Source organism: Rhodococcus sp. H29-C3 (assembly GCF_030063405.1).
Lineage (GTDB): Bacteria > Actinomycetota > Actinomycetes > Mycobacteriales > Mycobacteriaceae > Rhodococcoides.
Map to the genome: position 1 here is coordinate 1 of NZ_JASITC010000024.1, position 25,608 is coordinate 25,608.

Consider the following 25,608-nt stretch of genomic DNA (forward strand, 5'->3'; position numbering starts at 1 on the left):
CGGTGACGAACTCGAGAAATGTTCTCAGGGTGTGTTCGTAGAGTCGTGCGGTTGCCACGGTGATGCGTCGTCCGCAGTGGCGGCGGGTGTCGATGAATTCCTCGACGTCGGCGCATCTCCACGACCATGGGTAGTCGTTGGTGAATTCGGTCATGCGCCGGATCTTCAACTCTCGGCCGGCGATCGTTTCGGGCTTGAGGAACCGTGCTCGTTGTTGGCGTGCCCAGCCGTCGAGCATCGCCTCGAAAACGGCCGTCTTCGGATCGAGATGTGCTACCCCGGGAGCGAGGACGAGATGGCTGGCTCCCGGTAGATCAGCCGCCGAAACCATGTTGCATACGATGCATCATTATTGCGTTGTTAGCAACCCCTGATTTTGCCTGTTCAGGCGGGGGTTCGCGTGCAACGATGAAGTCGAGGTGTCTGCCCCGCGTGCATCATCGGTCGATAGTGACAAACAGTCGAATGCGTAATCCGATGTAACTCCGCTCGGTTTCTGCCGTACCCATCTGGATTGCTGACCGCTGAGCGGAACCAAAAATGTGTCGGAGTGATGACGACTTTCGTCCAGAACCGTGCCACCGTCTTCGCCGACAACGGCACCTGCAACGGCCGCCACACCCGACGAATCGGTTCGAGTGCGGCGATGTCGGCGTCGCCGCCGAACAACGCCAGTTGCACCACCGATTCAGTCACCGGTCAGCGCTTCCAGTCATGTTTTCTCCCCGTCCGTGTCGTCGCCGTCGTGCGCGACAGTCGTTGCTGGTTGTGAGTTGCTGTCGGTGTCGTCGTTGAGCAGTGCGAGGAGTTTGCGTGCTTCACCGGTTGTGATGCCGGCCAATGTCGCGGCAGCGGTGAGTGTTCCTTCCCGCCCGCGGATGTCATCGAGAGCGCGCGCCATCGCCAGTTGCGCGGCGTCGATGTGTTCGGCGGCGGTGAAGAACGCGGTCAGTGAGGTCATGTTGGCGTCGTCGCGGCGCTTGCGGTCGACGAGAACTTTCTGCTGCGCCGCCCGCGCCCGAGCGCGCGCAGTCATCCGAGCCTGAGTCGACGCCATGCCGCCCACCCTAACCCCAACCACCCTCAATTTTCTAGATCCTGACACAACCTCCCCCCACATCACCGATCCGACAACCAAAAACCCGACCCCAACCCCACTCGATCCCACAGCCACCGACTTACAGCCAAAGCCACGACTTAACCCACAGACCTCATGCATTAAGGCCGCTTCGCGGGTTTCGCTGGTAGGGTGCGGTCCATGATGGGTCTGCACAAGCTCACTGCTGGGGACGGGTATACGTACCTGACCAGGCAGGTTGCAGCGGCAGATTCCACCGAGCGGGGGGCTGCTTCGCTGGCGGAGTATTACTCCGAAAAAGGGGAGTCTCCGGGCCGCTGGACCGGGTCCGGTCTTGCAGCGCTCGAGAGGATCGGTGTGGGGGAGCAGGTGTCCGAGGCGCACATGAAGGCGCTGTTCGGTGACGGCTTGCACCCTGAGGCCGACACGATGTACGCCGAAAAGTTCGCCGCGGAACTCGCCGGCGGGGCGTCGACGAAGAATGCGGAGCGTGCGGCGTCGGCGGCGATCAAGCTCGGGCGTGCGTTCAAGATCGACAACGGGGCATCGGATTACCGCATCGCGTGCGCGAAGGCGTTCGTCGAGCACAACCTCGCAGCCGGTGAGAAGTGGAACGCACCGATCGAGCCCGAAGCACGTGCGGTGATCCGCACCCGCGTGGCAACGGAGATGTTCGCCCGCGAGTACGGGCGCGGCCCGGCTGATGAGCGTGAACTGTCGGGTTGGGTCGCTAAATCGGGGCGGCAGAACACCAAAGCCGTCGCCGGTTTCGACTTGACGTTCACACCGGTCAAATCGGTGTCGGCGTTGTGGGCTGTTGCGCCGCGGGAGATCTCGCAGGAGATCGAATCAGCGCACGAGTCGGCGATCGCAGCGGCACTCGACTACCTCGAAGAGCACGCCTGTTTCACCCGACTCGGCAACGGCGGTGTCGCGCAAGTCGACGCGAACGGGTTGATCGCTGCGGCGTTCACGCACCGTGATTCGCGCGCCGGGGATCCGAACCTGCACACCCATGTTGCGATCTCCAACAAGGTCTCCACGACGTTGCCGGACGGGACGATCAAGTGGCTCGCACTCGACGGGGCGGCGCTGTATCGCAACAATGTTCCCGCCTCCGAGGTGTACAACACTGCACTCGAAGCGCAGTTGCGGGAGCGCATCGGGGTGGAGTTCGCGGAGCGTCCATCCGCCGACCGTAGTAAACGTCCGGTGCGCGAGATCACCGGGTTGGATACGCGGCTGGCGGAGCGTTGGTCCTCGCGCAGTGCGGCGATCACTGTGCGCACCGCGGAGTTGGCGCGTGAGTTCCAAGTCGAGCATTACCGCGAGCCGACGGCCATCGAAGCGATTCGTCTCGCGCAGCGCGCGACGTTGGAAACACGTCAGGCGAAACACGAACCGCTCTCGCACGCCGAGCAGCGCGGAGGGTGGCGGGCCGAGGCGATCGAGGTACTCGGGTCACCGGCCGCGGTGTCGAAGATGGTTGCTGCGGTGACCGGTCGCAAGCGCATCCGGGCGAGTGTGGACATCGATGATCCGCGGTGGATCGACTACGCCGCCGCGGAGGTTGTCGAGGTCGTCTCCCGTGCGCGTTCGCGGTACCAGCGGCACAACATTCGCGCCGAGGCGATCCGCCGGGTGCGCACTGTCAATCCGCCGGCCGATCGCATCACCGACCTCGTCGAGGCGATCACCGACCGCGCGTGCAGTACCGAGCTTGCGGTCACGTTGGGCGACGAACTCGGCGATGATGTTGCTGCCGATCTCGCTCCGGAGGTGATGCGTCGCCGCGATGGCCGCGATGTGCACACCCGGCACGAAGCAACGTTGTTCACTACCACCGACGTGCTCGATGCCGAGGCGCGCATCGTTGCCCTTGCACAGCGCGGTGATGGTGTTGCAGTGGCCGAGGAGCACGTGGAGATGGCGCTCCTCGAAGCTGCTGCGAACGGGCGCGAACTCAACGCAGGACAACGCTCACTGGTGCGCGCGATGGCCACCTCCGGTGCGAAACTTCAGCTCGCACTCGCCCCTGCCGGTACTGGCAAGACCACCGCGATGACTGCATTGACGCGGTCGTGGCAGAACGCGGGCGGACATGTCGTCGGGTTCGCGCCGACCGCTGCCGCCGCCAAAGTTTTGCGTCAAGATATCTTGACGACTACCGATACGTTGGCGAAGTTCGTCGACATCACTCAGCGGCTCCGCGACGGAAAATCGGTCGCGGTTCCCGAGTGGTATTCCGCGATCGGGGAGAACACTCTCGTCATCGTCGACGAAGCCGGGATGACCGGCACTCTCGACCTCGACGAAGCAGTCACCGCACTCGCACAGCGCGGCGCAACGGTGCGGTTGATCGGTGATGATCAACAACTCGCCTCCGTCGCATCAGGGGGAGTGCTGCGCGATATCCACGACCGCGTCGGAGCGCTCACGCTCTCACAGGTGGTGCGCTTCCGCGACACAGCAACAGGCGCAGCGGAAGGCGCGGCATCACTCGCACTGCGCGACGGCGACGACGCCGCGATCGGTTTCTACATCGACCACTCCCGGCTGCACGTCGGCTCGATCGCGGCCGTCACCGACGACGCGTACAACGCGTGGGCCACCGACCGCGCCGCCGGTAAGGACGCACTGCTACTCGCCCCGACACGCGAGCTCGTCGCCGAACTCAACACTCGCGCCCGCACCGACCGCCTCGCTGCCGCTGCCGCCGCTGCCGCTGCCGCTGCCGCTGCGACTACCACTGCGACTGCCGGCGACGGAGGTGTCGGGTGTGAAGCAGTGCTCGCCGACGGGCTACGGGCGAGCGCCGGGGACATCGTCCGCACCCGCTCCAACGATCGCCGCAACACCATCTCCAAGACCGACTGGGTCCGCAACGGTGACCGCTGGACCGTGGAGGACGTCGGCGAAGACGGCTCCCTGGTGGTGCGTCATCTCGAACTCGGCCGCACCGTCACCCTCGCACCGGACTACGTCCAAACATCGACCGAACTCGGCTACGCCGGAACGGTGCATTCGGCGCAAGGGTCGACCGCCGACACCTGCCACGTCGTGGCCACCGGTGAGGAAACCCGCCAGCTCGCCTACGTCGCGCTCACGCGCGGACGGCTGGCGAACCACATGTATCTCGCGACCGCATCCGACGGCGACCTGCACACCGCGATGACCGAACGCGGCATGTTGCCCCCCACCGCTGTCGACGACTTCCGGGCGATCCTGCGGCGCGATGGCGCGCAGGTGTCCGCGCACTCCACCCTCACCGCCGCCGACGACCCGCACGCGCACTTGGCGCAGTTCGCGAACGCCTACGACTACTCCGTGGCGACCGGGGCGGAGGTGTTCCTCGGACCGAAGAAGATGGCGCAGATCGACGCTGCCGCCGAGGCCGAAGTCACCGGGTTGACCGACGAGTCCGCATGGCCGGTCCTGCGCGGACACCTGGCGATCGTCGGCGCACATGGACGCGACCCCGTCGAGGCATTACGCGCTGCGGTTCGCTCCCGCGAGCTGGGTACCGCGGACGACAAAGCTGCCGTGCTGGACTGGCGACTCGACACCAGCGGTAACCATTCCTCCGGCCGCGGTCCGCTGCCGTGGCTCCCAGCGATCCCTTCCGCGCTACGCGGCGACGCAGGCAAAGGGGAGGACGCGGGCAAACGGGCGGACGCCGAATGGGGTGCGTACCTCGATGCCCGCACCGACACCGTCACCGCATTACGCGACCGTATCGACGCCGACGTCCGATCCTGGAGCCCGGCGACCGCGCAACTGTGGGCGCGAGCGTTCTTCGGCGCCGAGGAACCGAACTTCGATCTGCTGAGCGATCTCGCGGTCTTCCGCGCCGCACACGGTATCGATCCGGACGACCGTCGACCGACCGGACCGATGCAACTCGCTGCCGCATCACTGAAGGCGCAGCGCAAGCTCGACAAGCGCGCCGAGAAGGTACTCGGCGGCGCGCACACCGCGTCGACGCTGTGGCGGGCGTTCGTCGACGAACTCGACACCCACATCGCCCGCGATCCGTACTTCCCGGTCCTCGCCGACCGACTCTCCGCTGCCGCCCGCGCCGGCATCGACGTGCACACCCTCGTGCGTGACTCACTCGCCGCGTCGCCCCTGCCCGACGAGCTACCCGCCGCCGCCCTGTGGTGGCGACTCTCCGGCGAGCTGTCCGCTGCCGCTCTCGACACCGACACCGCAGACGGCGCGGCGCTCACACCGTCGTGGACACCGATGTTGACCGAACTGCTCGGCGACAAAGCTGCCGCCCGGGTCATGTCCGACCCGTCCTGGCCGGCGCTCGTGGCGACCGTGGAGGCCGCCGACCCGAGCATGTGGACACCGGGGCAGCTGCTCGGCACCGCGTACGAATTCCTGCACGGCGGCATCGACCCGGTCGATCACGGCGTCACCTTCCCCGCCCACGAACTCGCCACCGCATTGACGTGGCGTGCGGAAATGTTGGTGCGCGAGAACCACCTCGCCCGCACCTATGTCGGCCCGGACATCGAACCTCTCGCCGCCGAGGACGAAGAAGCCTTCGCCCCGATCGACGCAGTCGCCGCAGACACCTGCGCCGACGTCTTGCCGGCCGAGTGGGCAGACCCAGCCAATCGGCCACCGCCGGTCAACGCCCGCACAGCCGCTGCGCCCGGTGATGCAGCGTCGCCGTCTATCCCCGTCGAGGCCGACGCCGACTACCTCGCCTCCCTCGACGGACTCGATGCCCCGGTCGAGTACGACGACGCGCCGCCGCCGGAATACGACGGCTACAACGACGACACCACACCCGGTGCCGCCGAACCCAATGCCCTCGAGCCTGACGCGGACACCGACGTCGATCCGTACGAGGCGATGCTCGAGCACGCGCGAGTGCTGGTGTTGCCGTACCCGAGCGTCACCGCAGACGAACGAGTACGACTGCTCACCGCCGATCTCGACGCCGCGAAGACCGAACACCGCGGCTTGCGCGCGCAGATCGCCGACGGCACCAGCCCCACTGTGCTGAACGCGGCCGCGATGCTCGACGAGCTCGCAGAGCGCGCGGATCGGCAACGCCCCGCCCGGATCGCGATGCTCGATGCCCGCCAGGACTGGATGGACACCGCGTTCGAGGCCGAAGCGCTCTGGCACCGGATCGACACCGTCGTGCGGCCCGCTGTCGCAGCCGACGTCGCGGCCGCCGGGGACGACGACGATGCCCGTGCGCTCGCCGGGCGCGGTCTCGACTGGGAGATCTGGCGCGCAGGATTCGCCGACGACGCCGCTACCGCCGCCCGTAATCGCGCACAGGAGGCAGCCGCGGAGTACGAGCGCGTCGCCGCAGCCGATGGGGGAGAAGTCACCACCGTCGACGTCATCACCACCCGCGGAACGGTCGAGAGCATCGACCTCGCCGCGCTGGCAGAACTTCAGCAGGAAGTGGACCGCCTCGGCGGCATGTTGCTGCGCGCCGAGCACGCAGCGAGGCGTGTCGCGATGACAACGACGACCGCTGCACCGTCGACATTGACTCAGACAGAAGTATCCGTCCAGGACAGCGTCGCGCAGGAAGAGGTTACGCAGGAGGACGTAGCGCACGCTCCTGACTCGCCACCGGCACTCTCGACCGCCGACGCCGCGTTGCTCGAGAAGATGGAGCAGGACCCGATCCGGCTTGTGCCGGACGCAGAGTTGATCGCGTTCGTCGACCGCGCCGGACGATCGCGCACCGAGCCCACGGTGGTGGCAGACACCGAGAAGCTCTATGCCCGGCTCACTGAGCAAGCCGCAGCGATCGCCGCCGCACGCGAACTCGCCACCGAACTGCGGCGGATCAGGGCAGAACACGAGACAGCACACAATAACCACTCCGCGCTCACCGAGCGACTGGGCACGGCGAAGCGGCGCGAGCGCAAGAGCATCGAACCGGCCGTCGACGAGGCACGACTAAGGGAAGAACGCCTCGCCCGCCAGGCCCAAGACACCCAACGTGCCGTCCGCGATGCGGCCGGGCGTGTGCGGGCAGAGACCAGTGAATGGCCCGCGATCACGGCACGCGCCGCCGATCCGGGCCGCCGCGCCGCCGACCTCGCCGCCGCCGCCGTGCTCGACACCGCTATCACCGAACGCAGCCGGCGTCTGCGGACAGTGACGTTGGCCGGAGAACGTCATGCTGCCGAACAACGCGTACGCGCCGTCGCCGGTACAGCGCGCACGGTGGAGGCCTCCTCGATCGAAGGGCTCACCGACACCGACAACCGTGTCACCGGCATCGAACCAGTCGATTCGGACGCGCAAAAGCGCATCGCGCGCCTGGTCTCCGACACGCCTGGCCCCGGGCGTTCTCGAACCAATACGCAGACACTGCATCCGGAACAGCAGCCCGGCCCTGTCGTCACCGAACACCAGCACGATAACGACCACGGCCTCTGATCAGCTGCATCGTGATCGACGAGGAAGCAGGCCCGGTTAGACACCCATTGGTGTCTAGAATCCAATACACTGTAGCCTGAAGTTCCATCTCCAGGGACGACCGTCACGACGCCACGTCGGGCTCCGATCTGGGGAATCTCCTACAGAAGGAATTGCACCATGCCACTTGCGAAATTCGCGCTGCCGACGGGCGTTCACGAGCCCGCACCCGACACTCTCACTCGAAGTCAGGCGGCATCGCGCCTGGGCATCGCCATGGGGGCCGTCGACAAACTCGTGGCCGCCCACGTTCTGACACTCCCCATCCGTTCCGACGTCGTCGAACGAATCGAACGACGAAGCTACCTGGTCGCCGAGGAGGGCGAACTTACCGTCCTGAGAACGGATGCCCGCAAACCGGCCTACCCCGGGGAAGACCGGAAGTGGATCGGGTTCAGTACCGAGCACACCGACTGCGAGCTCGAACAGACCAGTCTTCGGTGGTGGCGCTCGTACCCGCGTCGGGTGATCGACAACGAGCTCTACGCGGTCACCATCGCCAGCCTCCCGGTCGCCGTGTACAAGATCGACGGCGTCGAGGCCGAACTCGTACGTCGCGGAGAAGATCGGCCGCGATTTCACTACCGCGGCACGCTCCTGCACCGCAGTCACCCCGGTATGTCGGACCTTCAGCTCAGTCCTGCGGTACCGGTCCAGTACCAAGAGCAGGTCCGCCAGATCATGAGCAGCAGAATCAAAGTCGTCAGCGGAGGGCCTATCGGCTACCTGGGTGCCGACCCGTCGGCTGCCTTTGCCGGGACCGTCGAGGGAGTCAAATGATGGCCAACAACTATGGGACTCGGGTCCGCAGGTATAGGACGGTCCACTGTGCGCAGTGCGACGAAACCGCAGACGTAGCGTTTGTCAGACGCACATCACAGAGCACTGCGCAGGGTGATGTGCTCGACGAGTTCGTCTGCTATGACGGGCATACGATCTTGTTGCCGGGCCTCATCGTGAAACGGCTTCGTGACAGTACGGTCTTCGATCTCTGATCGAACGGACACCACGAACGCTGCGGGCCGTCAAGAAATCTTGACGGCCCGCAGCGTGTTCATGAGATGGTTCTAAGCGTCGAGGTCGTATCCGTTGTCAGATTCGTTGGTGCGACCTGGTTCCGGTCCCTCGTGCTCGGTGCTCTTCCACGGCTTGGCCGTTCCCGGGTCATCTTCCACTGCACGGAGGAAGTTGCCGGGCCTGGTGGATGTGTCGCCCGGTTGCAGCTGTCCGAATCCTCCTGCGCGCTGCGCACTGGCATGTTGAGCTTCAATAGCTTTCGTGTGCATGAACTCTCGCACATCGTCGGCGCTTCCCATGCCGAGGTCTTCGACAAGGGCTTTGGTGGGGTTGAGCATTAGCGACCAGCCTTGTTGCCGGCCCTTCGCTGCCGCGCGTTCGGCTCGGGCCCCGTCCCGTGCAAGGGCTTCGGGGCTGGTCTCGGCCTCCCTGATTTCGCGTCGTAGTCGGGCGACTTTGTTCAAGAGGTCTTTGAGCTGCACCGCTCTGGGAAAGTCCGAGAGCTCGACCAATTCGAGATCGTCGAGCCGTTGTTCGTCTCGATTGAGTGAGCGTTCGGCTTTCGCCGGTACGCACAGTTGCACCACGAAGTTCTCGGAGTCGGTCACGGTTCTCCTGAGGGGCGAGGGCGCGGTGTTGAGGGAGGATCAGCTGGAGGTGTTCAGGGCGGCCGGCATGACCAGGGTGGTAAAGCTGCCCTGGTCCGCGGAGCGCACCACGACGGGTCGGTCTGCGGCGGAGATCTCGAGCAGGACGTCGGGCCCGACGCTGGCCGCCAGGGCGGGGGCCAGGACGGCGGGGTCGAAGCCGATCCGCTGGGGCAGGTCCTCGTGGCAGACCGCGGGCAGAGTGGCTGCGTTGGAGTGACCGGGAAGTGAGATGGTCATCTCGTCGCCGGTGAAGCTCAGAGCGATGCGGGGAGCGTCGCCGTGGCTGTTGACCGCGTCGCGAAGGGCCAGGCGATCCACGATCACGCGGTATTCGGGCGGGGCCAGGGCCGAGAGCATCTCGCGGTAGACGGGGAACTGGTCATCGACCGTCACCAGGACCCAGGACTGCGAGGTACTGGATGCCCGAGTCTCGTCTGGTCCGACCTGGAGGGTGACCTGGTGGACTCGCGCTGCCCATTGCCCGAACTCCATCAGGTCGGCCGCGTGCACCAGAAGACGGCAGGGCCCTCCGTCGAGCGCCTCTGGTCTCAAGACACGCATCGAGAGGCGATAGCGATCGGTGGCCACAAGGCGCACCTCGCCGTCATCGATCTCGATGAGGACGCAGCCAAGCGCAGGGTGTTCCGCGTCGGAGGCTGCGGCTGGCACCACCTGGCGGACAGCGCTGGCCAACTCCACACCGCCGATTCGAGCTTCCGTCATGCCTACGACGGTCGAGAGGGAACGAAGAGCGACCGCGATGGCGGCCTTGGCCGTCTGCGTCTGGTCCCGCATCCTGTCCAAGTGCCGCTCCAGTACCTCGCGACCCTCGCGTTCGGGCCCGTCGAGCACCACGGCAACCTCAGCTAGCGGCAGGCCCGCATCTCGCAGACCGCGCAGGAGAGCGGCACGAGCCTCCTGCGCAGGGCTGTAGAAGCGGTATCCCGTCACCCCGTCAACCCATGCAGGCCGCAGAACGCGGCAGTCGTCGTAGAAACGCAGGGCACTCGGAGCGAGACCCACTCGCCGCGCGAAGACACTGATGCTCAGTAGGTCCGTGGGACCGTCCATGAACTCGATTGTTGACCCTCATCCAACTTGAAGGTCAACTCGCACCCGCGCAGAAACGTGCTCGGGCCGTCCCCTGAAGCCCTCGGCTACTCAGGCGCGTTCCACCTCACCACCTGGCACGGGAAGTTCTTCAGCGTCAACCCCCGAAGGACTTCAAAACTCGACCACTAAGTAAACGGGCCGCTAGGTCGATTGCACTGAGTGGGTGCACTGCAGCGGGTCGCTGTCCAGGGTCCACCGCTGGGAAGTAGCTCTGCAGCGTGAGGCAGTACGAGCTGTCGGACTACTTACGGCGCAATATTTTTTTAGTTTTCCCCGGCGTGTCAGACCTGTTTGAACGTGATGCTGCATCAGGATGGATCTCGGTTGGGACCGATAATGCAGATGAAGGAGGCCACGCCATGCCGATGCCCAGTAAGGGTGAGCGGAAGCCGTTGACTGTCCGAATCCCGCTAGAGCTGATCAAGACGCTCGAAGAACAACAGAGTTCAGCAGGTGTGACGTCTTTAGGTCAGTACTTGGCCGACCTCATCGCGATCGTGAACGACCGCGAGGACCTCGCGCTCGAACTTAACCGACGGCGAGACCAAGGGGTGTTGCCCTTGACTGCGTAGCCGCGTTGGCCCGGACCGACATCTGGGTCATACGTCCAACTGAATCTACGCAGCACGGATAACGAAAAACCCCCGGCGGGCGAGCCGAGGGCTTTCGAAGTCAGAGAAGCGAGTGACTAGCTCGCAACTCATGATGTGTTGCGATCCCCGAAGGGACTTGTCTTGCCTGACATGTCTCAGGGTACATCGTGCCCTGAAGTAGATACAAGATTGAACGTTCGTGTCGCCTACCAGGCTGACACGACCCCCGACTATTTGTGGCGGCGTTTCGCCCCGGTTGTCGCGGCGCGTCGCTCGATGCGCCTGCATGACCCGGCTTTACGCAAGTTCGTTGCGGCGGGTCCGTTGACGATCAAACGGCCTGCGGTGCCGGCGGCGGTACCGCTGTTTTCTCGCGGGCGCGCGCGCCTGCTCGCGCTGGACTTCGATGCAAAGAAGTACGGTGCCGACGAAGTCGCCGCGGACGTCGCACGGGTGTTGAGCTGGGTAGGCGAGTGCGGTGGCCGCGCGGTCGTCGACGTCTCCACCAGCGGCGGCCGCCACGTGTTGATCCCGCTGGCACCCGGGTCAACGGCCGGTGTCGCCGAACTCAAGCCACTGCTGCGTCAACTCGCAGCTCGCTTGCGCACCCTCGACATCACCCCGATGACGAACCAGGCGACTGGTTGCATCACCGTCCCCGGCTCCGCGTGCCGAGAAGGCGGGCACCGCCGACTGGTCGGCGCTGACGTCGCGGACGCGGTGAACACTCTGACCATCGGGTCCGACCCCGGAACGCTCACCAGACTCTCAGCTCTTCTCGGCGGCGTTCACTCCCGCCGCAGCGACATCCGAGCGGTAGCCGCGGAAATCACCGCCTCGACGGTGGCCGAACGGGTCATCGGCACCGGCGACCGCGCCCGCCTGCATCCACGATTGTGCCGCACCTCGCCGACACCGGCGTGCGTAACAGCATTCGCAGCCACCGGTCAGGTCGATCTACGTCGCTGGCCGTCCCGCTCGGAAGCCCGCCAGTCCGTGCTCACCCACGCCGTCCTCACCGGCGCCACCGCCGCTGACATCCTCGCCCGCGCCGCCACCGCCGAATGGTCGGGCGTCCGCGCCGCCTACGCCCGCTACGCCGAACCCGCGCGCGCCCTGCGCCGCGACGCCGCCGCCGCCCTCGAATGGGCCGCATCGACACTCCCCGAACCTGTCCGGGATACCAGGCACAAGCAAATGCACACAGGGGGGACCAGTAACCCGATTTTTCGATCCTGGGTCGCTACAGCACAGAACTGGGTTACTCGCGAATACAACGGAAAACGAGATAGATGGACCACCCACGCTGTGATCCAAGCTCTCGGGTGGGCAGCAGCTGTATCCGGTCAAGTCGTAGAAGGAACCCCGGTAGTGGGGGTTGGGGGAAGGTCCTTGTCGATCGCGGCGGGGATGCTGCCGGAGTCGACGGTGTGGTCGGTGCTCGAACGCCTGCGGGAGGCCGAAGGATCACCGGTGCTGCTGATCGAACGAGGGGCCGGCCAGAATCCTGACCGCTACGCCCTGGTGCCGGCGGTGATGGGCGAGTCAGAGGAGGACACGTTCGAGCTTGTGTCAGCAGTGTCAGGGGGAGGGGTGGGGCAGGAGATCGATTCGGTGCATCCGGCGTGGAGTGTGATCGGCTGGAGACATCGCATCCTGTACGGGGCGGTCGCGGCAGCACCGGACACGATGACAGCGGAGGAACTGTTCGCCGCCGTGGCCATTGGGCGCACCAGCGGGTACGAGACTCTGTTGGATCTGCGGATCGCGGGATTGGTCACCGTGGACAGTCGCGGGGTCAGCCTCGGCGCGGCGGATCTCGATGACATCGGCCACCGCCACGGGCTGGACGCGGCGATCAGTGCCCGGATCGTGCGCCACCGGGCAGAACGCATCGTGTGGCGCGAATGGCTCGCAGCCAGAGAAGAAGCCCGCATCCCCACCGAACCATCCTCTACACCGCCGGGCGTGGTCGAAGATGCGTCCTATCTGCCCGGCGACGACTATTTCGCCGCAGTCATCGGAAGCGGGCCACCCGAACGAGCGGACTGAGATCGATGATCGATAAAACAGGATCTTCAGCCGGCGCGGCCATCGCGGTGATCGCGCCGGCTGAAGCTGAGGGTCGCGCAGGGCGGTATCCGTCCTTTATCGATGCGTGGGGGTTGATGCGGGTCGTCTTCCGCGGTGTGTTGGACGCACCCCGGGTATCGATCGGTTCCCTCTGAAATGCGTTGCGGCCCTTCATGACAGGCCGGTCGGCCCTCGCCTGTAGGAGAAAGGTGTCGGTGGCGCGATGAATACTCGATCGGTATGAGGATCCGAACACTGCTCGGCCCGCCCCTGACCCGCGAGATCGCCTGCCAGGCAGCACTGGTACTGGCAGTGTCCGATTTCGTCGTCTCCGACGGACTGTTGTTTGGCGCGCATTCCGATGCCGACATGCCGTGCGAGGGCAGCGGGGTCGCAGCCGGCGTGTTCGGAGTGAGGATCTACAGTTCATGCCATGAGCGAGAATGACGCGTTCGAGGTGGCGGGTGTCCCGGAGCCGGTACTCGACGAACTCGCAGCGGCATTGACCGAGAAGATCGATGTATTACTCGACCGATTGACCGACCGAGCAATGGCAGCGCCGCAGGCAGGATCGCCGGCGTGGCGATCGCACTGGAACGAGCGCGAGAGCCCTGACGGGCGCGCGCAGCACGCTCGCCGGCTGTCCGTGCGCGCCGTACTCGCCAGCCGCGCCGGAATCGGCACACCCGTCAACGCGCCCACCCCGGCACCTTCTGCACCGGCAGCGCGCTCACGGACCCGCCGCAGCCGCATCGATGCCGCGCAGTTGGCGATGTTCTAGACAACCCTCGCGGCTCTGCAGTGGCGGTCGATGGGGTGGTCGGGGATCGCCACCATCTGCGATTTCGTTGACACGGTGATCACTCGACGAGGGGGATGGGCCGCCTCGTCTGCGTGCGCCCTTTCGCCGGCTCCGTTCCGCGCAGGGAGCTGGTTGTGTGGGGGTGGGCCGTATACGCGACGGAGCGGCCGGGCCCAGCGCCCGGGCCCGCGAGTCATCGAAGAATCCGATGACCGGGCTTGTCAGATATGCGAGCCGTCGAACCGCTACTGACGTTTCGCGCGCCGGCCGAGCCTCCGGCCTATTCGGTCCCGCGCAGGCCGGTGCTCATCGGTGACGCTCCTCGATCGAGTGAGAAGATGAACGGCGTCGACATAGAACAGGGTCGAGGTACCGACGAAGGAGTGCGATGGACGAGGTCCTGGCCCGGGCAGGCATTTTTCAGGGAGTCGAGCAGTCTGCAGTAGCAGCGCTGACGCAGCAGCTGCAGTCGGTCGATTTTCCTCGCGGCCACCGAATTTTCACCGAGGGTGAGCCTGGAGATCGGCTTTACATCATTGTCGCGGGAAAGATCAAGGTCGGTCGCAGCACGCCGGACGGCCGCGAGAACCTACTGACGGTGATGGGTCCATCCGACATGTTCGGCGAACTGGCGATCTTCGATCCGGGGCCCCGTACGTCCACGGTCACCACGATTACCGAAGTGCGCGCTGTCAGCATGGATCGAGATGCACTCAAAGGATGGATCGATCAGCGCCCCGAAGTGGCCGGGCAACTGCTGCGCGTGCTCGCCCGCCGCCTGCGCCGCACCAATGACAACCTCGCCGACCTGATTTTCACCGATGTCCCGGGCCGCGTCGCCAAGGCCCTGCTGCAGCTCGCGCAACGTTTCGGTACCCAGGAAGCCGGCGCGCTGCGCCTCACGCACGATCTGACTCAGGAGGAAATCGCGCAGCTGGTCGGCGCATCGCGCGAGACGGTCAACAAAGCACTCGCCGACTTCGCGCACCGTGGATGGCTGCGTGTGGAAGGTAAGAGCGTGTTGATCCTCGATTCCGAGCGTCTTGCCCGCCGAGCCCGCTGACGCGCGGCCGGCCGCCGGGTCGTGCAGACGCCGAGTCCGCGCAATGACGAGTTCGCGCAATGACGAGTTCGCGCAATGACGATGAGAGCATCGCCAGGGATCATGTGGTTGCCTTCCCGGCGAGAGGGCCGCAACCGTAGTCGGATTCAGGGCTGATTCATCGGCGCGGTGTGCAGGCCACACAGATCCGCTGAGCCACTGGTATGGCCATATAATCCATAGTCGCTGGTACGGGCTTGGTATGGCCCGAGCAGTGGTCGAGTCGGACGTGTTCGTTCGGCAACCGGGCACATGCCGCTACGGTTTCGGCGGGAAAACCGGCGGCCAGGGCGCCGCGGCGCTGTACTCGATGCAGGGCAGCTTGCGCGACTCTATGAATGTATATGGCTCTGTAAGTCCCTGCCGGATACATGTTTATACAGTCCATAGTTGGCTTAGGTGAGGAGAAAGCGGCAGCCCTACCGCGGTTGCGGTATTGCGCTGATGCGGCGCGCCCGGCGATGTCGATCGTTGCTATCGATGGTCCTGCGGGTAGCCCGACAGAGCGACAATACTCATATGTAGCACGGTGCTACCATGCAGGTATGACCAGGACCAGTCAGCCGACCCGTTTGCCGGCCGATGTGTACGAATCGGCCGCGGCAGCCACACTCACCACCTCCCGCACGGTGCCGCAGCAGATCGCGCACTGGGCGCGGATCGGGCGTGAACTCGAGATGTCGCCGCGGGTGAATCACCGCGCGGTCACCGAAGTTCTCACCGGCACCGGTTCCTATGACGGCCTCGGCGAACACGAGCAGGCCATCGTCCGCGAGGAGTGGGCCGATCGGGCCACTACCCTGCGAAGCCAGCAGAACTATGCCGCCCAGTTCGCGGCCGCGGGGGAGTCGTACTCGGAAGTCGACGACGACGGCAACCTCATCGTGCATCCTGCTCACCGCTGATGCCGCTGCTGCATCTTCTGGCTGGACCCAACGGTGCCGGCAAATCGACCTACGTTCGTGATGTGCTGAGTCCGGCCACCCGGCTCCCGTTCATCAACGCCGACGAGATCACCCTCGAACGCTGGCCCGATGCGCAGGCCGAACACGCGTACGAGGCAGCGCAGATCGCCGAAGCCCGACGTCGAGACCACATCGCCCACAGGCGCTCGTTCATCACTGAAACCGTGTTCTCGCATCCGAGCAAAGTTCAGCTGGTCTCCGACGCCGTGGACGCCGGCTATCTCGTTCGCCTGCACATCATCATCGTCCCGGTCGAGCTCGCGGTGCAGCGCGTCGCCGAACGGGTACGCCGCGGCGGACATGACGTACCGGAGCAGAAAATCCGGGAGCGGTACGAACGACTATGGATCCATCTCGATGCAGCGATCGGCATCGCCGACGTGGTCGAGGTGTTCGACAACGGCAGCGCACGCACTCCGTTCCGGCCGTGCGCTCTGTACACCCACGGCGCACTCGTCGGAGACGCGAGCTGGCCCAGATGGGCACCGGCCGCCCTCCGAGGCAGCGGCGCACCTCGACACGCGAGACCACCCGAATCGAATCAGTGATCGGCCAGCGGCGTCGGCGCGCCTAGCTTGCCGCGTCCACCATTTCGTCACAGTGACAAATTTGTACGATTCATCAGGTCCACCTCGCAGTATGCTCGCTCGAATGCCGTGGCTGGTATCGACGAGTGACCTCTCGCGCCACACATCGGTTGTGCCCGAAGGCATTTCGCTCGCAGTCGCGGCGTCGTCCGGCTGGTCGCCGGACGACACCGTGATCCGTACTGGCAACGGCCGACGGCGCCCATGAGCTATCGAGTTCGTCAGGAATACCTGACGAAAATATCGTGCCCGAGACGGTCGCCGAGCTTCGCGAAGAACGCTTCTGCGGCGCACTTCAATGTGCGGGCGTCTACGGCACGGCTCGCGGCGGTACGGAATCGACGAGCGGCTCAGGGAAGACCGCCAACGGCCGCGTGTAGTTACTCGAGGCCCAGTACTTCCTCTGCGTATCGGAAACCATCCATGTTTTTCTGCAATTGCTCGTAGCTACCATGCAGGTTGTCCTTCAGTGTCGCTGCCACTGGCGTAGGTATCTGCGCGGGTAGGTGATCTGCCGGTGGTCGTTGGCGCCGGATCTAGGGCAACTTCCCCTCGACCCCCCCGTATTCGCGGTGAGCGCGATGTTGTGTTCGCTGTAAAGGGCTTCGGCCGGCGGGCGTCGGGCCATTGAGTGGTCGAGCTGCGTCTCGGGATCCAGAACCGTGAGCGGAAGGACGACATCTGGGCATGCTCTGCCGATGTCCGCGGGTTTATGTAGGTGTCAGGCGGGCGACCATTGGAGTCCAAGCATGGTTACTGCTTGGTCGAGTTCGTGGTCGGCGTTGTCGATGGGGGAGTGCTCGAGCGCGTCGATGTGTGGGCTGATGGTGGGGTCTGTCGCGCGTTCGTAGAGCGCCCACATGCGTAATTGGTCGCCATGGCGCGAATCGAATTCGATGCCGTCGACGGCGGTACGGCCGTCGTGTGTGAGGGCGTAAATCCATCCTGAGATGGCTTGGGTGAGTCCGCGGGGTCGGCCGTCGCGTAGTGCGGCGGTGTCGAGGTCGTCGAGGCCGTAACGAATAGCGAGGGGCCGGAAGATCGAGCGCAGGGCAGCGACGCTGTGCGGGTGTGTGGGCAGGGCGAAGCGTCCGGTGAGGGCGCCGCGGCCGAGCATGCGTGGTGTGCACCAGGACTGGGGGAGTTGACCGGGCGGCAGGGTGGGGTACCTTGCTTGATCGTCGTCGTCGACGGTGATGTCGTCGAGCTCGGCGATCAGCTGTGGGCTGGGGCGGGCGAACGCGAGGACCTCAAGGTAACAGGCAAGTGCACTGATCCCGCAGTAGAGGGTGCGCCACACCCCTTCGGGATCGTCCCAACGGCCGGCGAAGCGCCCATCAGTGGCGTATTCCCACGGTGTCCATTCCCATGGGGTGGGGGCATATCCGACGCGAAAGATGACCGTGTCGTGGCGGCTGACGGTGTTGATCGGGCTCTGTGGGCTCTCGAGCAGCGACAAGCGTGGTTGGTTCATCCCACCGCGGCGAACTGGCGGGCGGCAGCGAGAACCTGCGGTCCGATATCGGCGAGCTCCCCGTCGCGCAGCAGTAGGGCCGGCGCTCGATCGTCGAGGATGGGGTTGAGGCCTTGGAACCATGCCTGCGCGACAGATGCACTGTCGCGTTCGGTGACGAGGCGGGCAGCGCGGTAGGCGATGCGGAGCCGTTCGACGTCGTCCGGATTGCCAATGGTGCGAGTGCCTTCCGCCCACTGCCGCACTGCGCGGGTTTCCTTCACTCGCCCCAGGTAGGCGACGAGTTTGGCACCGAGTAGGTCACGCAAAGCGCCGACGAGTTCGGACTGGGACATGCGAGCCGCGTCGGTGTATGCGGCCAGATCGGGCCGTGGATGTGTTGTAGTCATTTCATCACTCCTCAAACACAGTGTATATCCCACCCACAAATCCTGCCACATCACAAAGTGGGTCACCGCTGGCTGGCTCTGAAATGTAGTGTGTTGCTGACGCGGCGGTGTCGGTGCCTGCGATGAGCGAACAAGCTTCCGGGGCGAGCACATCGCCGAGTGTTACGTCGTAGAAAACGGTGTGGTCGTGAGGCGATAGATGTGATTGATGTTCCTATCACAACGTGAGGCGACGCCATCTGGACTTTCGTTTTCACCGGGCACGCGGGGACGTGTGCGACGTGGGTCAATCCGTTGTCCGCTTCGAGCGATCATGTAATTGATGCTCAGGTCGAATGTTTGTACGAGTGGCATCCAAAGGCGAGGAAATTCCTTGTCGGCCAGTGCTTCTCATCAAATACTGGTAACCCTGCATATCAAAACTGGTCGTATTGCACAGTGTCGGCGGCCGTCAGGACTGCTGGTGTGTGCCCCGACGACGTGGCCACCAAGCGGGAGTCCCGCCAGGCCCAGGTACACCCCTTGGTTGCGCAGTGACGGCTTAATGGATGTTTGGCTAGTCTTCGCCAACCACGTTCTTGGTCTGTCGAGATCGTTTTTCGATCGGGCCCAAACGTTTTCGATGGGGTCGCGACTGTATTGCCTGAGCTATTTACACGCCGCAGCGAGACGGGCGAGCAGGTCGCGGAAAGTGGCGGCGTCGGTAGACAACGCATTGTGCAGCAGATCGTCCTCGACTGTCCTGACTCTGCGCCGAACGGTATCGAGCACCGCCTGTCCGCTAGGGGTGATGTTGATGGCGCGCTGTCGTTGATCGGGTGCCCGTTCGCGGGCAATGAGTCCGCGGGCCGATAGGTCATTAAGATGTCGACCCAGTCGGGTGGGGTCCCGGTTTGTTCGACCGGAGAGCTCCTTCTGTGACATGGCGGTGCCGCCTGCGACCTCGGTCAGGATCGCGTACTCCCACATCGACAGCCCGGCCTCACTCAGGATCGGCTCTTCTAGAGCACCCAGCCGCGGCACGACCTGGAATATCAGCGCCGCCAAATCCGGCTCGAGGCGCTGCTGATTGCCGCCACCCGTCATAGACAACCCTCCTCAAATCATCTACCGTCGTAGACGAATCCCTCTACTGCGGTAGATGGTTCTCGACGATCTTGAGACCCACGTTATTCCCACCCCACGACAGCGGCATAGCGGCGACGCCCTGCCGGAGCCCAGGAGGACCCCATGGATGTATCCACGCTGCACACTGTCGCCGAAGACCTCGCCGAGCATCTTTCGGAGATGACCTCGGGCGACTTTAAGCAGCCCACGCCTGTTCCCGGTAAAGATGTCGGCGCTCTGTACCTGCACTTGATCGATCAGAACGTCGTTCTAACCGCAGCGCTTGCCAACGCCCCGACACCCCAGCGACAGCAGACTGACCCGAGTGTTCGAGCAAACCTGCCCGCTGCGGCCAACCTCTACGGGGGTGGCTTCGAAACGCGATACCGCCAGACCGCGCACATCCTGGAGGATGCCTTCGCGACCATTCTGGTCGCCGAGGAGCTTCACCGCATCGATGGCGTCGACCGCGAGGCCAGCACGATCTACGACCAGCAGGTTAGCGACACCGTCATCCACACCTACGACCTGGCACGCGCCATGGGAATCGACTACCGCCCGCCCGCCGACATCGCCTATCGAGTGCTCAAATCGCTACAAAAATCACCTCTCACTGATCCAGATGCATCGTGGGACTGCGCACTTAGGCTGTCTCAACGAATTCCGAGTTTCAGATGAGATCGGACCTTTTGTTGGGCCGAGCTTGGTTTCGACTATGGCGAGATACGTCGAGCACGGACGAGACGATACTTCCGCCGATCGTGCGGGCCACACTCGGTCCGACCACAGTGCGTAGCGGCCACCACCGACCGCGACCACACCGACCAACAGCCCGAGCACCGCACCGAAGAACGCAGGAAACACCAGCAGCGCCAACCAGGACTTGGACCGCTCAAGGGTCCAGGGGAGCATGACACCCACACCGGTGCAGGCACCGGTAATAGCGGCGACCCTCAGTTTTTTCTCGACCCAGTCCACTGTTTTACTAGACCACGGCGGCAATGCGCTTCGACCTCGAAGTCGCTGTTTCGCCGCTCACGTCCACACTCAGACCCGTTCACGCCGGGCCTTTCGTATTGCCGGCACCGACTCGAACAGTCGATCAGAACTGCCGCTCGACCTCGCTAGCTTCTCGTACCAACGACAATCACGGTACTGCAACAACATTCAACCTTTTGCTGGCACCCCCTGCCTATCAGAACTGGTCGTATTGCTCCGCACCCCGCGAGCTGAAGCGTGAAAACGCTAGGCTCGTCTCCGTGTCCGGAGATACTGAACCTGTTCTGCAGACCTCGGGAATCGTGGTGGTCGATCATGATCAATTCGTTGTCTCGAACGACGACGCGGACCCTCTCGACGTGCGCGCGAAGGGCACATTGATCGAGGTGGGTCCAGGTTTTCTGTCCACGTACACGGGCGTGTCCTACGGGCCGGCTCGCGTGACGGTGCAGGTGTGGCAGGCAGAGCCCGCCGCCGAGTACGACGAATGGGAGGTGGTCGAAGAATCGGTCATCACCGCGTCGGCCGCAATCGCAGTCCGATCACTGGACGGGCATCCTTCGGAAGGCTTGGGGCAAATTCCCGCTGGGTCCTATCGTGTTCGCGCACATGCACGTGGCCGCGATACGTCGACCTCGCAGGAGGTTACAGAGCCGGTCGAGGACTACCTGTTCCAATTCTGGCCCACACACCGCGACGACCTCGCCGAGCCACCTGTGGTGGCAACGCTGAAGAAGACGGATAGGGCGTGGTCCGACGAGCCGACGAATGACACCGAACTGTGGCCGGACAGGTCGATGATCTACGTTCGCGACGACAACGGTGTGGCTCGAAAGGTCGATCTTGAGTCAGATCTCGGTCGCGCTGCGAGCGCGTTGAAACGCGCTTATGGCGGTCGGCCGCTCGAAGGCAAGCTGGTGCACCAGGAGTACGCGAGACAGCTGGCCTTCCTCGACCGACCTTTGGTCGACTGGCTCGCGCAGCAGGACGACGAGACGCTCGACGTATTCAAGGCCTTTTGCATCAGAGCATGTTTCGCGATGAGTGGACTCGACAACTACCCTTGGGTTAACGAGTGGGCGGATCGTGCGATTGCGCAGGGCCGTCTCGACGAGGACTATTTCGATCTGGCCGAGCGTGTGAAGTGGGACCCGACCATCCCGAAACGGATCGTTCCCGGCGTACCGTCCAGGCGCGAGTCGCTCCAGCAATACGAAGCAGTGAAGACGCTGGCCGGATTCTACGAACCGGTCCCCTTCGACTCGTTGCATCGCGCCCTGGAAACCTACATGTGGGCCCTGGACGCATTCGGTATGGACGGATACGAGGGGTTCATCGCAACATTGAGGGACCGTTTCGAAATTTCGGGTGAATGACGCCTCCAGGATGACTCGAAGCCTACGCGGAACTCGGACTGATCAGCGTCCGTGTGAAACATGCTGCGGCACAGCATATGCAGACGTTTACTGGTAACTCTGCATATCAAGACTCGTCGTATTGCGCTCGCACGTCTGGCGGACGTGTTGCAACAGGCACCAGACACACTCGTTGCCTAACGGTTTCTGCCACGTTCACGGCCGACATCCCAATCGCGACTGACTTCGGGTGCCGACGGCAGTGCCGAGCATCAGTTCTGCCGCGGTGGAGTTCACTGTGGTGTTGCCACCGATACGCTGGCTCCATGGCGAGAATGACATCGCTCGACAGGTGGGTGCATCAGCAGCTGACGGGCGAGCAGACACGGTCGAAGCCACCCGGTCCAATACTCCTGACCTTCGTGACGGCCGCCGTTGCGGTGTGGGTCTGCGTCAAACGAAATTGGTGGCCGTCGCCGTTCGGCGCACACACCTGGGCCGACCCACTGCTGGCCCATCTAGCGGTACTTGCGGTTTTGGCGGTCACTGGCCTGGTGTGGGCGATCCGAACCCTCTACGTGCTCGGCCGCGACCAACGTTGGTCCTGGTGGATACTCCCTGCGCCCGTCGTCGTCTCTGCCGCCTTCGCGTTCGTGGTGTGGGGGCCAGCTACGACATTCCTCGACAAGCGTAGCGAGTTCGAGGCCATCGCCGTCGACATCAGGGAGAACCCCGGCACGTCCCGCGAGGAGTTCGAGATCGGTCCTTTCGATATCAGTCGCGCGCTTGGCGGCGGCCCGTCGGGAGAGGTCTATTTCGTCGACAATTCGACCATCTTCTTCAGCTTTACGAGCGGGTGGGTGTACTCACCTGATCATGAACCTGCCGGCCTGGGCAATGTCGATTCCTCCATTTCACACCTCGATGGCCCTTGGTACCGATACGAATCGGTGTATCGAGACTGATCAACATTCGCAGTAGCAAGGGTTGACAGTTCAGAACGAAATATGCTGCTGCACAACATATGCAGACGTTTACTGGTGACACCCGGTATAGCCGTGCCCGGTTTTCATCGCGATTCCTGATGGTTCGAGTCTCTGTCCGACGATGACTGTCCTCTGCTCTGAGCAGAACAGAGCGACATGTCAGCGGCGGCTCCGTTAGGCTCCGCTTCATGACGATGCCGAGCCTTGACGCGGAACAAAGTCTGGATGAAGCCGAAACCGAGTTTCCTGCGCGTATTCCGTGCGAACGATATCGACGGTCTCGACTCGATCCTGCACGCGGACGTCGAGTTTGTCGGTCCTGATGGGTCGATCATCGACAAGGATGCATGGCATCGCATCGCGCCGGTGATCTTGATGTCGAGTCCGTTGACGAGTTGAGTCGACGAGTTCAGGTCGTCGGTGGAATCGGCATCACGCGTGTCAAGTTGCATATCAAGGCCAGCGTCGGGGGATCCCCTCTCGATGCAGTTCTGATGTATTCGCGGACCTGGCTCAACCGGGATGGTCGTTGGTCGATAGTGGCCGCTCACGGTTCGATTCTGCCGGCCTGACCCAGCAGTAGTGCCCGTCACTGATCTGCCCGGGGAGCTTGGTCGCGACCGTGTCGAAACGGTCGCGGTAAGCAATGTCGATGTTTGTTGATCTAAACTAGATCACTTTTCGGACAGGTAGTCGTTTGAGGGCCGCCTACGACCGGCTAATCCGTCCAGCCCAATAGAACACCAGTCGGCTTAGCGCCGCCTTTGATAGGGAATGTCGGCCTGCCCGAACGAAAAGCCGGTGTTCAGTGGTCGGGGCCGAGCGCAGCGTCGAGTAGACGGTCGACATATGGCGCGTCGAGGCGCTGTCCGGTGATGAGCAGCCGGTAATAGAGCGCCCCGTAGGCCAGGTCGATGACGATGTCTGGGTCAAGGTTGTTCCGGTCAGGGCGCTCTTGGGCGATCTGGCCGAGAAGCGCGGCGGCGGACGTTCGACGTTCGGCTATGAATCGGTCTCGCAATGCTGCCGCTAGCTCTGGATCGTGTTGGCTGGCCGCCACCAGCGCGATGAAGGGTCTGCGCGCTTCCGGTTCATTCATCAGGTGGGCGACACGGTGGACCTGTGCGCGGAATCGTTGGGTGGCTGTGCCGTCGACGGGTGCCTTGAGTTTGGCGCTTGTCGCTGCGGTGAAGGCGTCCATCAAGACTGCTGCTTTGTTGGGCCACCACCGGTAGATCGTGTTCTTGCTGACCCCGGCATGAGAGGCGATGTCGTCGACGGTGAGCCCGGGCAGTCCCTTGTCTGTCAGTAGGGCTTGGGTCGCTTCCAGGACAGCGCGGCGCGCCCGCTCACTGCGCGGTCGCCCTGGTTTGGTTGCGTCCTCGTTAGGCATATCGACTAGTCTACCTCTAACGATACTGCTCGATCAGTATCGAATCTATGGAGGCAGAGTGACAGATCCAGTGCAGGACCAGGTGTGGTTCATCACCGGGGGGAACTCCGGTTTTGGGCTCGCCTTGAGCAAAGCAGTTCTCACACGCGGGGGCTGCGTTGCCGCGGCGATCCGGTCCCCGGACGGACAAGCGGTAGCGACCCTGCAGGACTTCGGCAAGGACCGCCTGCACGTCTTGCGACTCGATGTCACCAACACCGAGGACGTGCAAGCTGCCGTCGACGACGCAGTAAAGTATTTCGGGCATCTCGATGTGGTCGTGAACAGTGCTGGCCGAGGCTCGTTCGGTTCGCTCGAGGAAACTTCGGATGCCGAAGTGCGGGATCTGTTCGAGGTCAATGTCTTTGGTTCGTTGAACGTAGTCCGCGCGGCTCTTCCGACCCTGCGGCGTCAACGTCATGGACACCTCGTGCAGATCTCCTCGCTCGCAGGCATCGCGCCACCAGCGCCTGGTTTGGCCGCGTACGCGGCCACCAAATTCGCCGTGGAAGGGATCTCCGAAGTCCTGGCCAAGGAGGTCGCGCACCTCGGCATCGGGGTGACCATCGTCGAACCAGGCGACTTCCGCACTGGCTTCGGCAACTCCCTTCACGTCACCCCACCGGCACTGCCGGACTATGCACAAAGCGTTGCCGCGGCCGCACAAGCCTTCGCCTCCATGGACCCCACACAACTAGGCGATCCGGACAAAGCTGCCGCCGTGATCATCGATGCCGTGACCAGTGCCCACCCGCCGTTGCGGCTCGCTCTGGGCGAGGACGCCATCGAGGGCATCAGAACCAAGCTAACCGACCAGCTCGTTCAAGGACAAGCGTGGGAGGCAGTCGGCCGTGGAATGCGGTGAAACCACCACAACTACCGGCGGTTGCCTGTGCGGGTCGGTTCGATATCAGGTGCGGGCACCTCTCGGCAAGATGTTTTTCTGCCACTGCGGATCACGTGCGTGAGCAGGGTGTACTGCCGCTGACTGCGTAGCCGCCCCGACCTGAACCGACGTTTGGGCGAACACTCGATTGAGAATGTTGTTTCGTGCCGCGTCGCGGGTAAGGCCGGATTCCAGTTGGAAGGGACTCGTCGCAGGTCAGTACGTCACACAGACGAATGGCACGACATGCACGTGCACAGCCTGATCCGGGGAGATTCGAATGTGGGCTGAATGGGCCTTAGCCCTCGGGCGACAGACGCCCTTGCTCCGTGACACCGATTCGAGGTTGTTCAGGGCACACCCCGTAAGCCGCGAAAACTGATGCGGCACAACATATGCAGACGTTCGCTGGGTAAGTCCGCTATAGCGGCTGGACTTATTCGTCGGTCCGAGGTGGGACGAAACTGGGCATGTCGGGCAGCGATCGCATGCTTCGAAAATGCGCGAACTCTTACCGCGGTTCGATAGTGTTCGT

At 63.8% G+C, this 25,608-nt stretch carries 23 protein-coding genes and 3 pseudogenes; 17 read left to right on the forward strand and 9 right to left on the reverse strand.

What is annotated here, in order from left to right:
- The 3 genes and pseudogenes from QMK32_RS23920 to QMK32_RS23930 all read right to left on the reverse strand — a co-directional run.
- Positions 1–331: pseudogene (locus tag QMK32_RS23920) on the reverse strand (tyrosine-type recombinase/integrase); the annotation flags it as partial.
- Positions 332–384: 53 nt separating this feature from the next.
- Positions 385–696 carry a hypothetical protein gene (locus tag QMK32_RS23925; protein ID WP_283478011.1) on the reverse strand — a complete coding sequence of 104 codons (312 nt, stop codon included), beginning with the start codon at positions 694–696 and terminating at the stop codon, positions 385–387.
- Positions 697–712: 16 nt separating this feature from the next.
- The gene (locus tag QMK32_RS23930; RefSeq protein ID WP_283478012.1) at positions 713–1,057 is read right to left on the reverse strand and encodes a hypothetical protein; all 345 of its coding nucleotides are present in this window, start codon (positions 1,055–1,057) and stop codon (positions 713–715) included.
- 201 nt (positions 1,058–1,258) lie between these two features.
- Here QMK32_RS23930 and mobF point away from each other — a divergent pair, with 201 nt between their 5' ends.
- Together mobF and QMK32_RS23940 are read left to right on the forward strand one after the other, a co-directional pair.
- Positions 1,259–7,504, forward strand: coding sequence for a MobF family relaxase (mobF, locus tag QMK32_RS23935; RefSeq protein ID WP_283478013.1), 6,246 nt, complete (start codon positions 1,259–1,261; stop codon positions 7,502–7,504).
- Between the two features lie 159 nt (positions 7,505–7,663).
- On the forward strand, positions 7,664–8,323 hold the full coding sequence (locus QMK32_RS23940; protein ID WP_283478014.1) for a hypothetical protein: 660 nt from the start codon (positions 7,664–7,666) through the stop codon (positions 8,321–8,323).
- 287 nt (positions 8,324–8,610) lie between these two features.
- Here the strand turns inward: QMK32_RS23940 and QMK32_RS23945 are convergent, their stop codons facing one another.
- The gene (locus tag QMK32_RS23945; protein WP_283478015.1) at positions 8,611–9,168 is read right to left on the reverse strand and encodes a hypothetical protein; all 558 of its coding nucleotides are present in this window, start codon (positions 9,166–9,168) and stop codon (positions 8,611–8,613) included.
- Positions 9,169–9,207: 39 nt separating this feature from the next.
- Positions 9,208–10,281: a DNA polymerase III subunit beta family protein gene (locus tag QMK32_RS23950; protein WP_283478016.1), complete on the reverse strand. Its 1,074-nt coding sequence runs from the start codon at positions 10,279–10,281 to the stop codon at positions 9,208–9,210.
- A 401-nt stretch (positions 10,282–10,682) separates the two neighbouring features.
- Between QMK32_RS23950 and QMK32_RS23955 the strand changes: the two genes are divergently transcribed.
- The 9 genes from QMK32_RS23955 (at position 10,683) to QMK32_RS23995 (ending at position 16,825) form a co-directional block, all read left to right on the forward strand.
- Positions 10,683–10,895, forward strand: a complete 213-nt coding sequence (locus QMK32_RS23955; protein ID WP_283478017.1) for a hypothetical protein — start codon at positions 10,683–10,685, stop codon at positions 10,893–10,895.
- A gap of 210 nt (positions 10,896–11,105) precedes the next feature.
- On the forward strand, positions 11,106–12,968 hold the full coding sequence (locus QMK32_RS23960) for a hypothetical protein (RefSeq protein ID WP_283478018.1): 1,863 nt from the start codon (positions 11,106–11,108) through the stop codon (positions 12,966–12,968).
- A 5-nt stretch (positions 12,969–12,973) separates the two neighbouring features.
- Positions 12,974–13,144 carry a hypothetical protein gene (locus tag QMK32_RS23965; RefSeq protein WP_283478019.1) on the forward strand — a complete coding sequence of 57 codons (171 nt, stop codon included), beginning with the start codon at positions 12,974–12,976 and terminating at the stop codon, positions 13,142–13,144.
- Between the two features lie 85 nt (positions 13,145–13,229).
- On the forward strand, positions 13,230–13,436 hold the full coding sequence (locus QMK32_RS23970; protein ID WP_283478020.1) for a hypothetical protein: 207 nt from the start codon (positions 13,230–13,232) through the stop codon (positions 13,434–13,436).
- On the forward strand, positions 13,423–13,770 hold the full coding sequence (locus QMK32_RS23975) for a hypothetical protein (RefSeq protein ID WP_283478021.1): 348 nt from the start codon (positions 13,423–13,425) through the stop codon (positions 13,768–13,770). Before QMK32_RS23970 ends, QMK32_RS23975 begins: the two co-directional genes overlap by 14 nt.
- A 409-nt stretch (positions 13,771–14,179) precedes the next feature.
- Positions 14,180–14,854 (forward strand): Crp/Fnr family transcriptional regulator, encoded by a 675-nt coding sequence (locus QMK32_RS23980; protein WP_283478022.1) that lies wholly within the window; start codon positions 14,180–14,182, stop codon positions 14,852–14,854.
- A gap of 584 nt (positions 14,855–15,438) precedes the next feature.
- Positions 15,439–15,798, forward strand: a complete 360-nt coding sequence (locus tag QMK32_RS23985; RefSeq protein ID WP_283478023.1) for a TA system antitoxin ParD family protein — start codon at positions 15,439–15,441, stop codon at positions 15,796–15,798.
- On the forward strand, positions 15,798–16,406 hold the full coding sequence (locus QMK32_RS23990; protein ID WP_283478024.1) for an ATPase: 609 nt from the start codon (positions 15,798–15,800) through the stop codon (positions 16,404–16,406). The genes QMK32_RS23985 and QMK32_RS23990 overlap by 1 nt, the downstream gene beginning before the upstream one ends.
- A gap of 284 nt (positions 16,407–16,690) precedes the next feature.
- Positions 16,691–16,825, forward strand: a complete 135-nt coding sequence (locus tag QMK32_RS23995; protein ID WP_283478025.1) for a hypothetical protein — start codon at positions 16,691–16,693, stop codon at positions 16,823–16,825.
- 341 nt (positions 16,826–17,166) lie between these two features.
- On the opposite strand, the gene QMK32_RS24000 is transcribed toward QMK32_RS23995, so the two are convergent.
- Together QMK32_RS24000 and QMK32_RS24005 are read right to left on the reverse strand one after the other, a co-directional pair.
- Entirely contained in the window at positions 17,167–17,919 is a 753-nt protein-coding gene (locus QMK32_RS24000) for an RES domain-containing protein (protein WP_283478026.1), read from the reverse strand.
- Positions 17,916–18,308 (reverse strand): hypothetical protein, encoded by a 393-nt coding sequence (locus tag QMK32_RS24005; RefSeq protein WP_283478027.1) that lies wholly within the window; start codon positions 18,306–18,308, stop codon positions 17,916–17,918. Before QMK32_RS24005 ends, QMK32_RS24000 begins: the two co-directional genes overlap by 4 nt.
- Before the next feature lie 127 nt (positions 18,309–18,435).
- Here QMK32_RS24005 and QMK32_RS25485 point away from each other — a divergent pair.
- A pseudogene (locus tag QMK32_RS25485) lies at positions 18,436–18,507 on the forward strand (nucleotide-binding domain-containing protein); the annotation flags it as partial.
- A 449-nt stretch (positions 18,508–18,956) separates the two neighbouring features.
- Here the strand turns inward: QMK32_RS25485 and QMK32_RS24010 are convergent.
- Positions 18,957–19,394 (reverse strand): MarR family winged helix-turn-helix transcriptional regulator, encoded by a 438-nt coding sequence (locus QMK32_RS24010; RefSeq protein ID WP_283478028.1) that lies wholly within the window; start codon positions 19,392–19,394, stop codon positions 18,957–18,959.
- Between the two features lie 144 nt (positions 19,395–19,538).
- Here QMK32_RS24010 and QMK32_RS24015 point away from each other — a divergent pair, with 144 nt between their 5' ends.
- The 4 genes and pseudogenes from QMK32_RS24015 to QMK32_RS25300 all read left to right on the forward strand — a co-directional run bounded on the left by QMK32_RS24015 (position 19,539) and on the right by QMK32_RS25300 (position 23,327).
- Complete coding sequence (locus QMK32_RS24015; RefSeq protein WP_283478030.1) at positions 19,539–20,093, forward strand: maleylpyruvate isomerase family mycothiol-dependent enzyme; 555 nt, start codon at positions 19,539–19,541, stop codon at positions 20,091–20,093.
- Positions 20,094–20,674: 581 nt separating this feature from the next.
- Entirely contained in the window at positions 20,675–21,790 is a 1,116-nt protein-coding gene (locus QMK32_RS24020) for a hypothetical protein (RefSeq protein ID WP_283478032.1), read from the forward strand.
- A 305-nt stretch (positions 21,791–22,095) separates the two neighbouring features.
- Entirely contained in the window at positions 22,096–22,734 is a 639-nt protein-coding gene (locus tag QMK32_RS24025; RefSeq protein ID WP_283478033.1) for a DUF1109 domain-containing protein, read from the forward strand.
- A 246-nt stretch (positions 22,735–22,980) separates the two neighbouring features.
- Positions 22,981–23,327, forward strand: a pseudogene (locus QMK32_RS25300) (nuclear transport factor 2 family protein).
- Between the two features lie 233 nt (positions 23,328–23,560).
- Here the strand turns inward: QMK32_RS25300 and QMK32_RS24040 are convergent.
- Positions 23,561–24,148 (reverse strand): TetR/AcrR family transcriptional regulator, encoded by a 588-nt coding sequence (locus tag QMK32_RS24040; RefSeq protein ID WP_283478036.1) that lies wholly within the window; start codon positions 24,146–24,148, stop codon positions 23,561–23,563.
- Between the two features lie 58 nt (positions 24,149–24,206).
- Here QMK32_RS24040 and QMK32_RS24045 point away from each other — a divergent pair, with 58 nt between their 5' ends.
- The gene (locus QMK32_RS24045) at positions 24,207–25,052 is read left to right on the forward strand and encodes an SDR family NAD(P)-dependent oxidoreductase (RefSeq protein ID WP_283478038.1); all 846 of its coding nucleotides are present in this window, start codon (positions 24,207–24,209) and stop codon (positions 25,050–25,052) included.
- The last annotated feature ends 556 nt before the right edge of the window (positions 25,053–25,608 follow it).

Bases quoted from the DNA above. Each gene is read 5' to 3' on its own strand.
- QMK32_RS24010 (WP_283478028.1), bottom strand. From the start codon at position 19,394: ATGACGGGTGGCGGCAATCAGCAGCGCCTCGAGCCGGATTTGGCGGCG.
- QMK32_RS23965 (WP_283478019.1), top strand. From the start codon at position 12,974: ATGATCGATAAAACAGGATCTTCAGCCGGCGCGGCCATCGCGGTGATC.
- QMK32_RS23950 (WP_283478016.1), bottom strand. From the start codon at position 10,281: ATGGACGGTCCCACGGACCTACTGAGCATCAGTGTCTTCGCGCGGCGA.
- QMK32_RS23975 (WP_283478021.1), top strand. From the start codon at position 13,423: ATGAGCGAGAATGACGCGTTCGAGGTGGCGGGTGTCCCGGAGCCGGTA.
- QMK32_RS23940 (WP_283478014.1), top strand. From the start codon at position 7,664: ATGCCACTTGCGAAATTCGCGCTGCCGACGGGCGTTCACGAGCCCGCA.
- QMK32_RS24025 (WP_283478033.1), top strand. From the start codon at position 22,096: ATGGCGAGAATGACATCGCTCGACAGGTGGGTGCATCAGCAGCTGACG.
- QMK32_RS23930 (WP_283478012.1), bottom strand. From the start codon at position 1,057: ATGGCGTCGACTCAGGCTCGGATGACTGCGCGCGCTCGGGCGCGGGCG.
- mobF (WP_283478013.1), top strand. From the start codon at position 1,259: ATGATGGGTCTGCACAAGCTCACTGCTGGGGACGGGTATACGTACCTG.
- QMK32_RS24015 (WP_283478030.1), top strand. From the start codon at position 19,539: ATGGATGTATCCACGCTGCACACTGTCGCCGAAGACCTCGCCGAGCAT.
- QMK32_RS23970 (WP_283478020.1), top strand. From the start codon at position 13,230: ATGAGGATCCGAACACTGCTCGGCCCGCCCCTGACCCGCGAGATCGCC.
- QMK32_RS23955 (WP_283478017.1), top strand. From the start codon at position 10,683: ATGCCGATGCCCAGTAAGGGTGAGCGGAAGCCGTTGACTGTCCGAATC.
- QMK32_RS24000 (WP_283478026.1), bottom strand. From the start codon at position 17,919: ATGAACCAACCACGCTTGTCGCTGCTCGAGAGCCCACAGAGCCCGATC.
- QMK32_RS23980 (WP_283478022.1), top strand. From the start codon at position 14,180: ATGGACGAGGTCCTGGCCCGGGCAGGCATTTTTCAGGGAGTCGAGCAG.
- QMK32_RS24040 (WP_283478036.1), bottom strand. From the start codon at position 24,148: ATGCCTAACGAGGACGCAACCAAACCAGGGCGACCGCGCAGTGAGCGG.
- QMK32_RS23985 (WP_283478023.1), top strand. From the start codon at position 15,439: ATGACCAGGACCAGTCAGCCGACCCGTTTGCCGGCCGATGTGTACGAA.
- QMK32_RS24005 (WP_283478027.1), bottom strand. From the start codon at position 18,308: ATGACTACAACACATCCACGGCCCGATCTGGCCGCATACACCGACGCG.
- QMK32_RS23990 (WP_283478024.1), top strand. From the start codon at position 15,798: ATGCCGCTGCTGCATCTTCTGGCTGGACCCAACGGTGCCGGCAAATCG.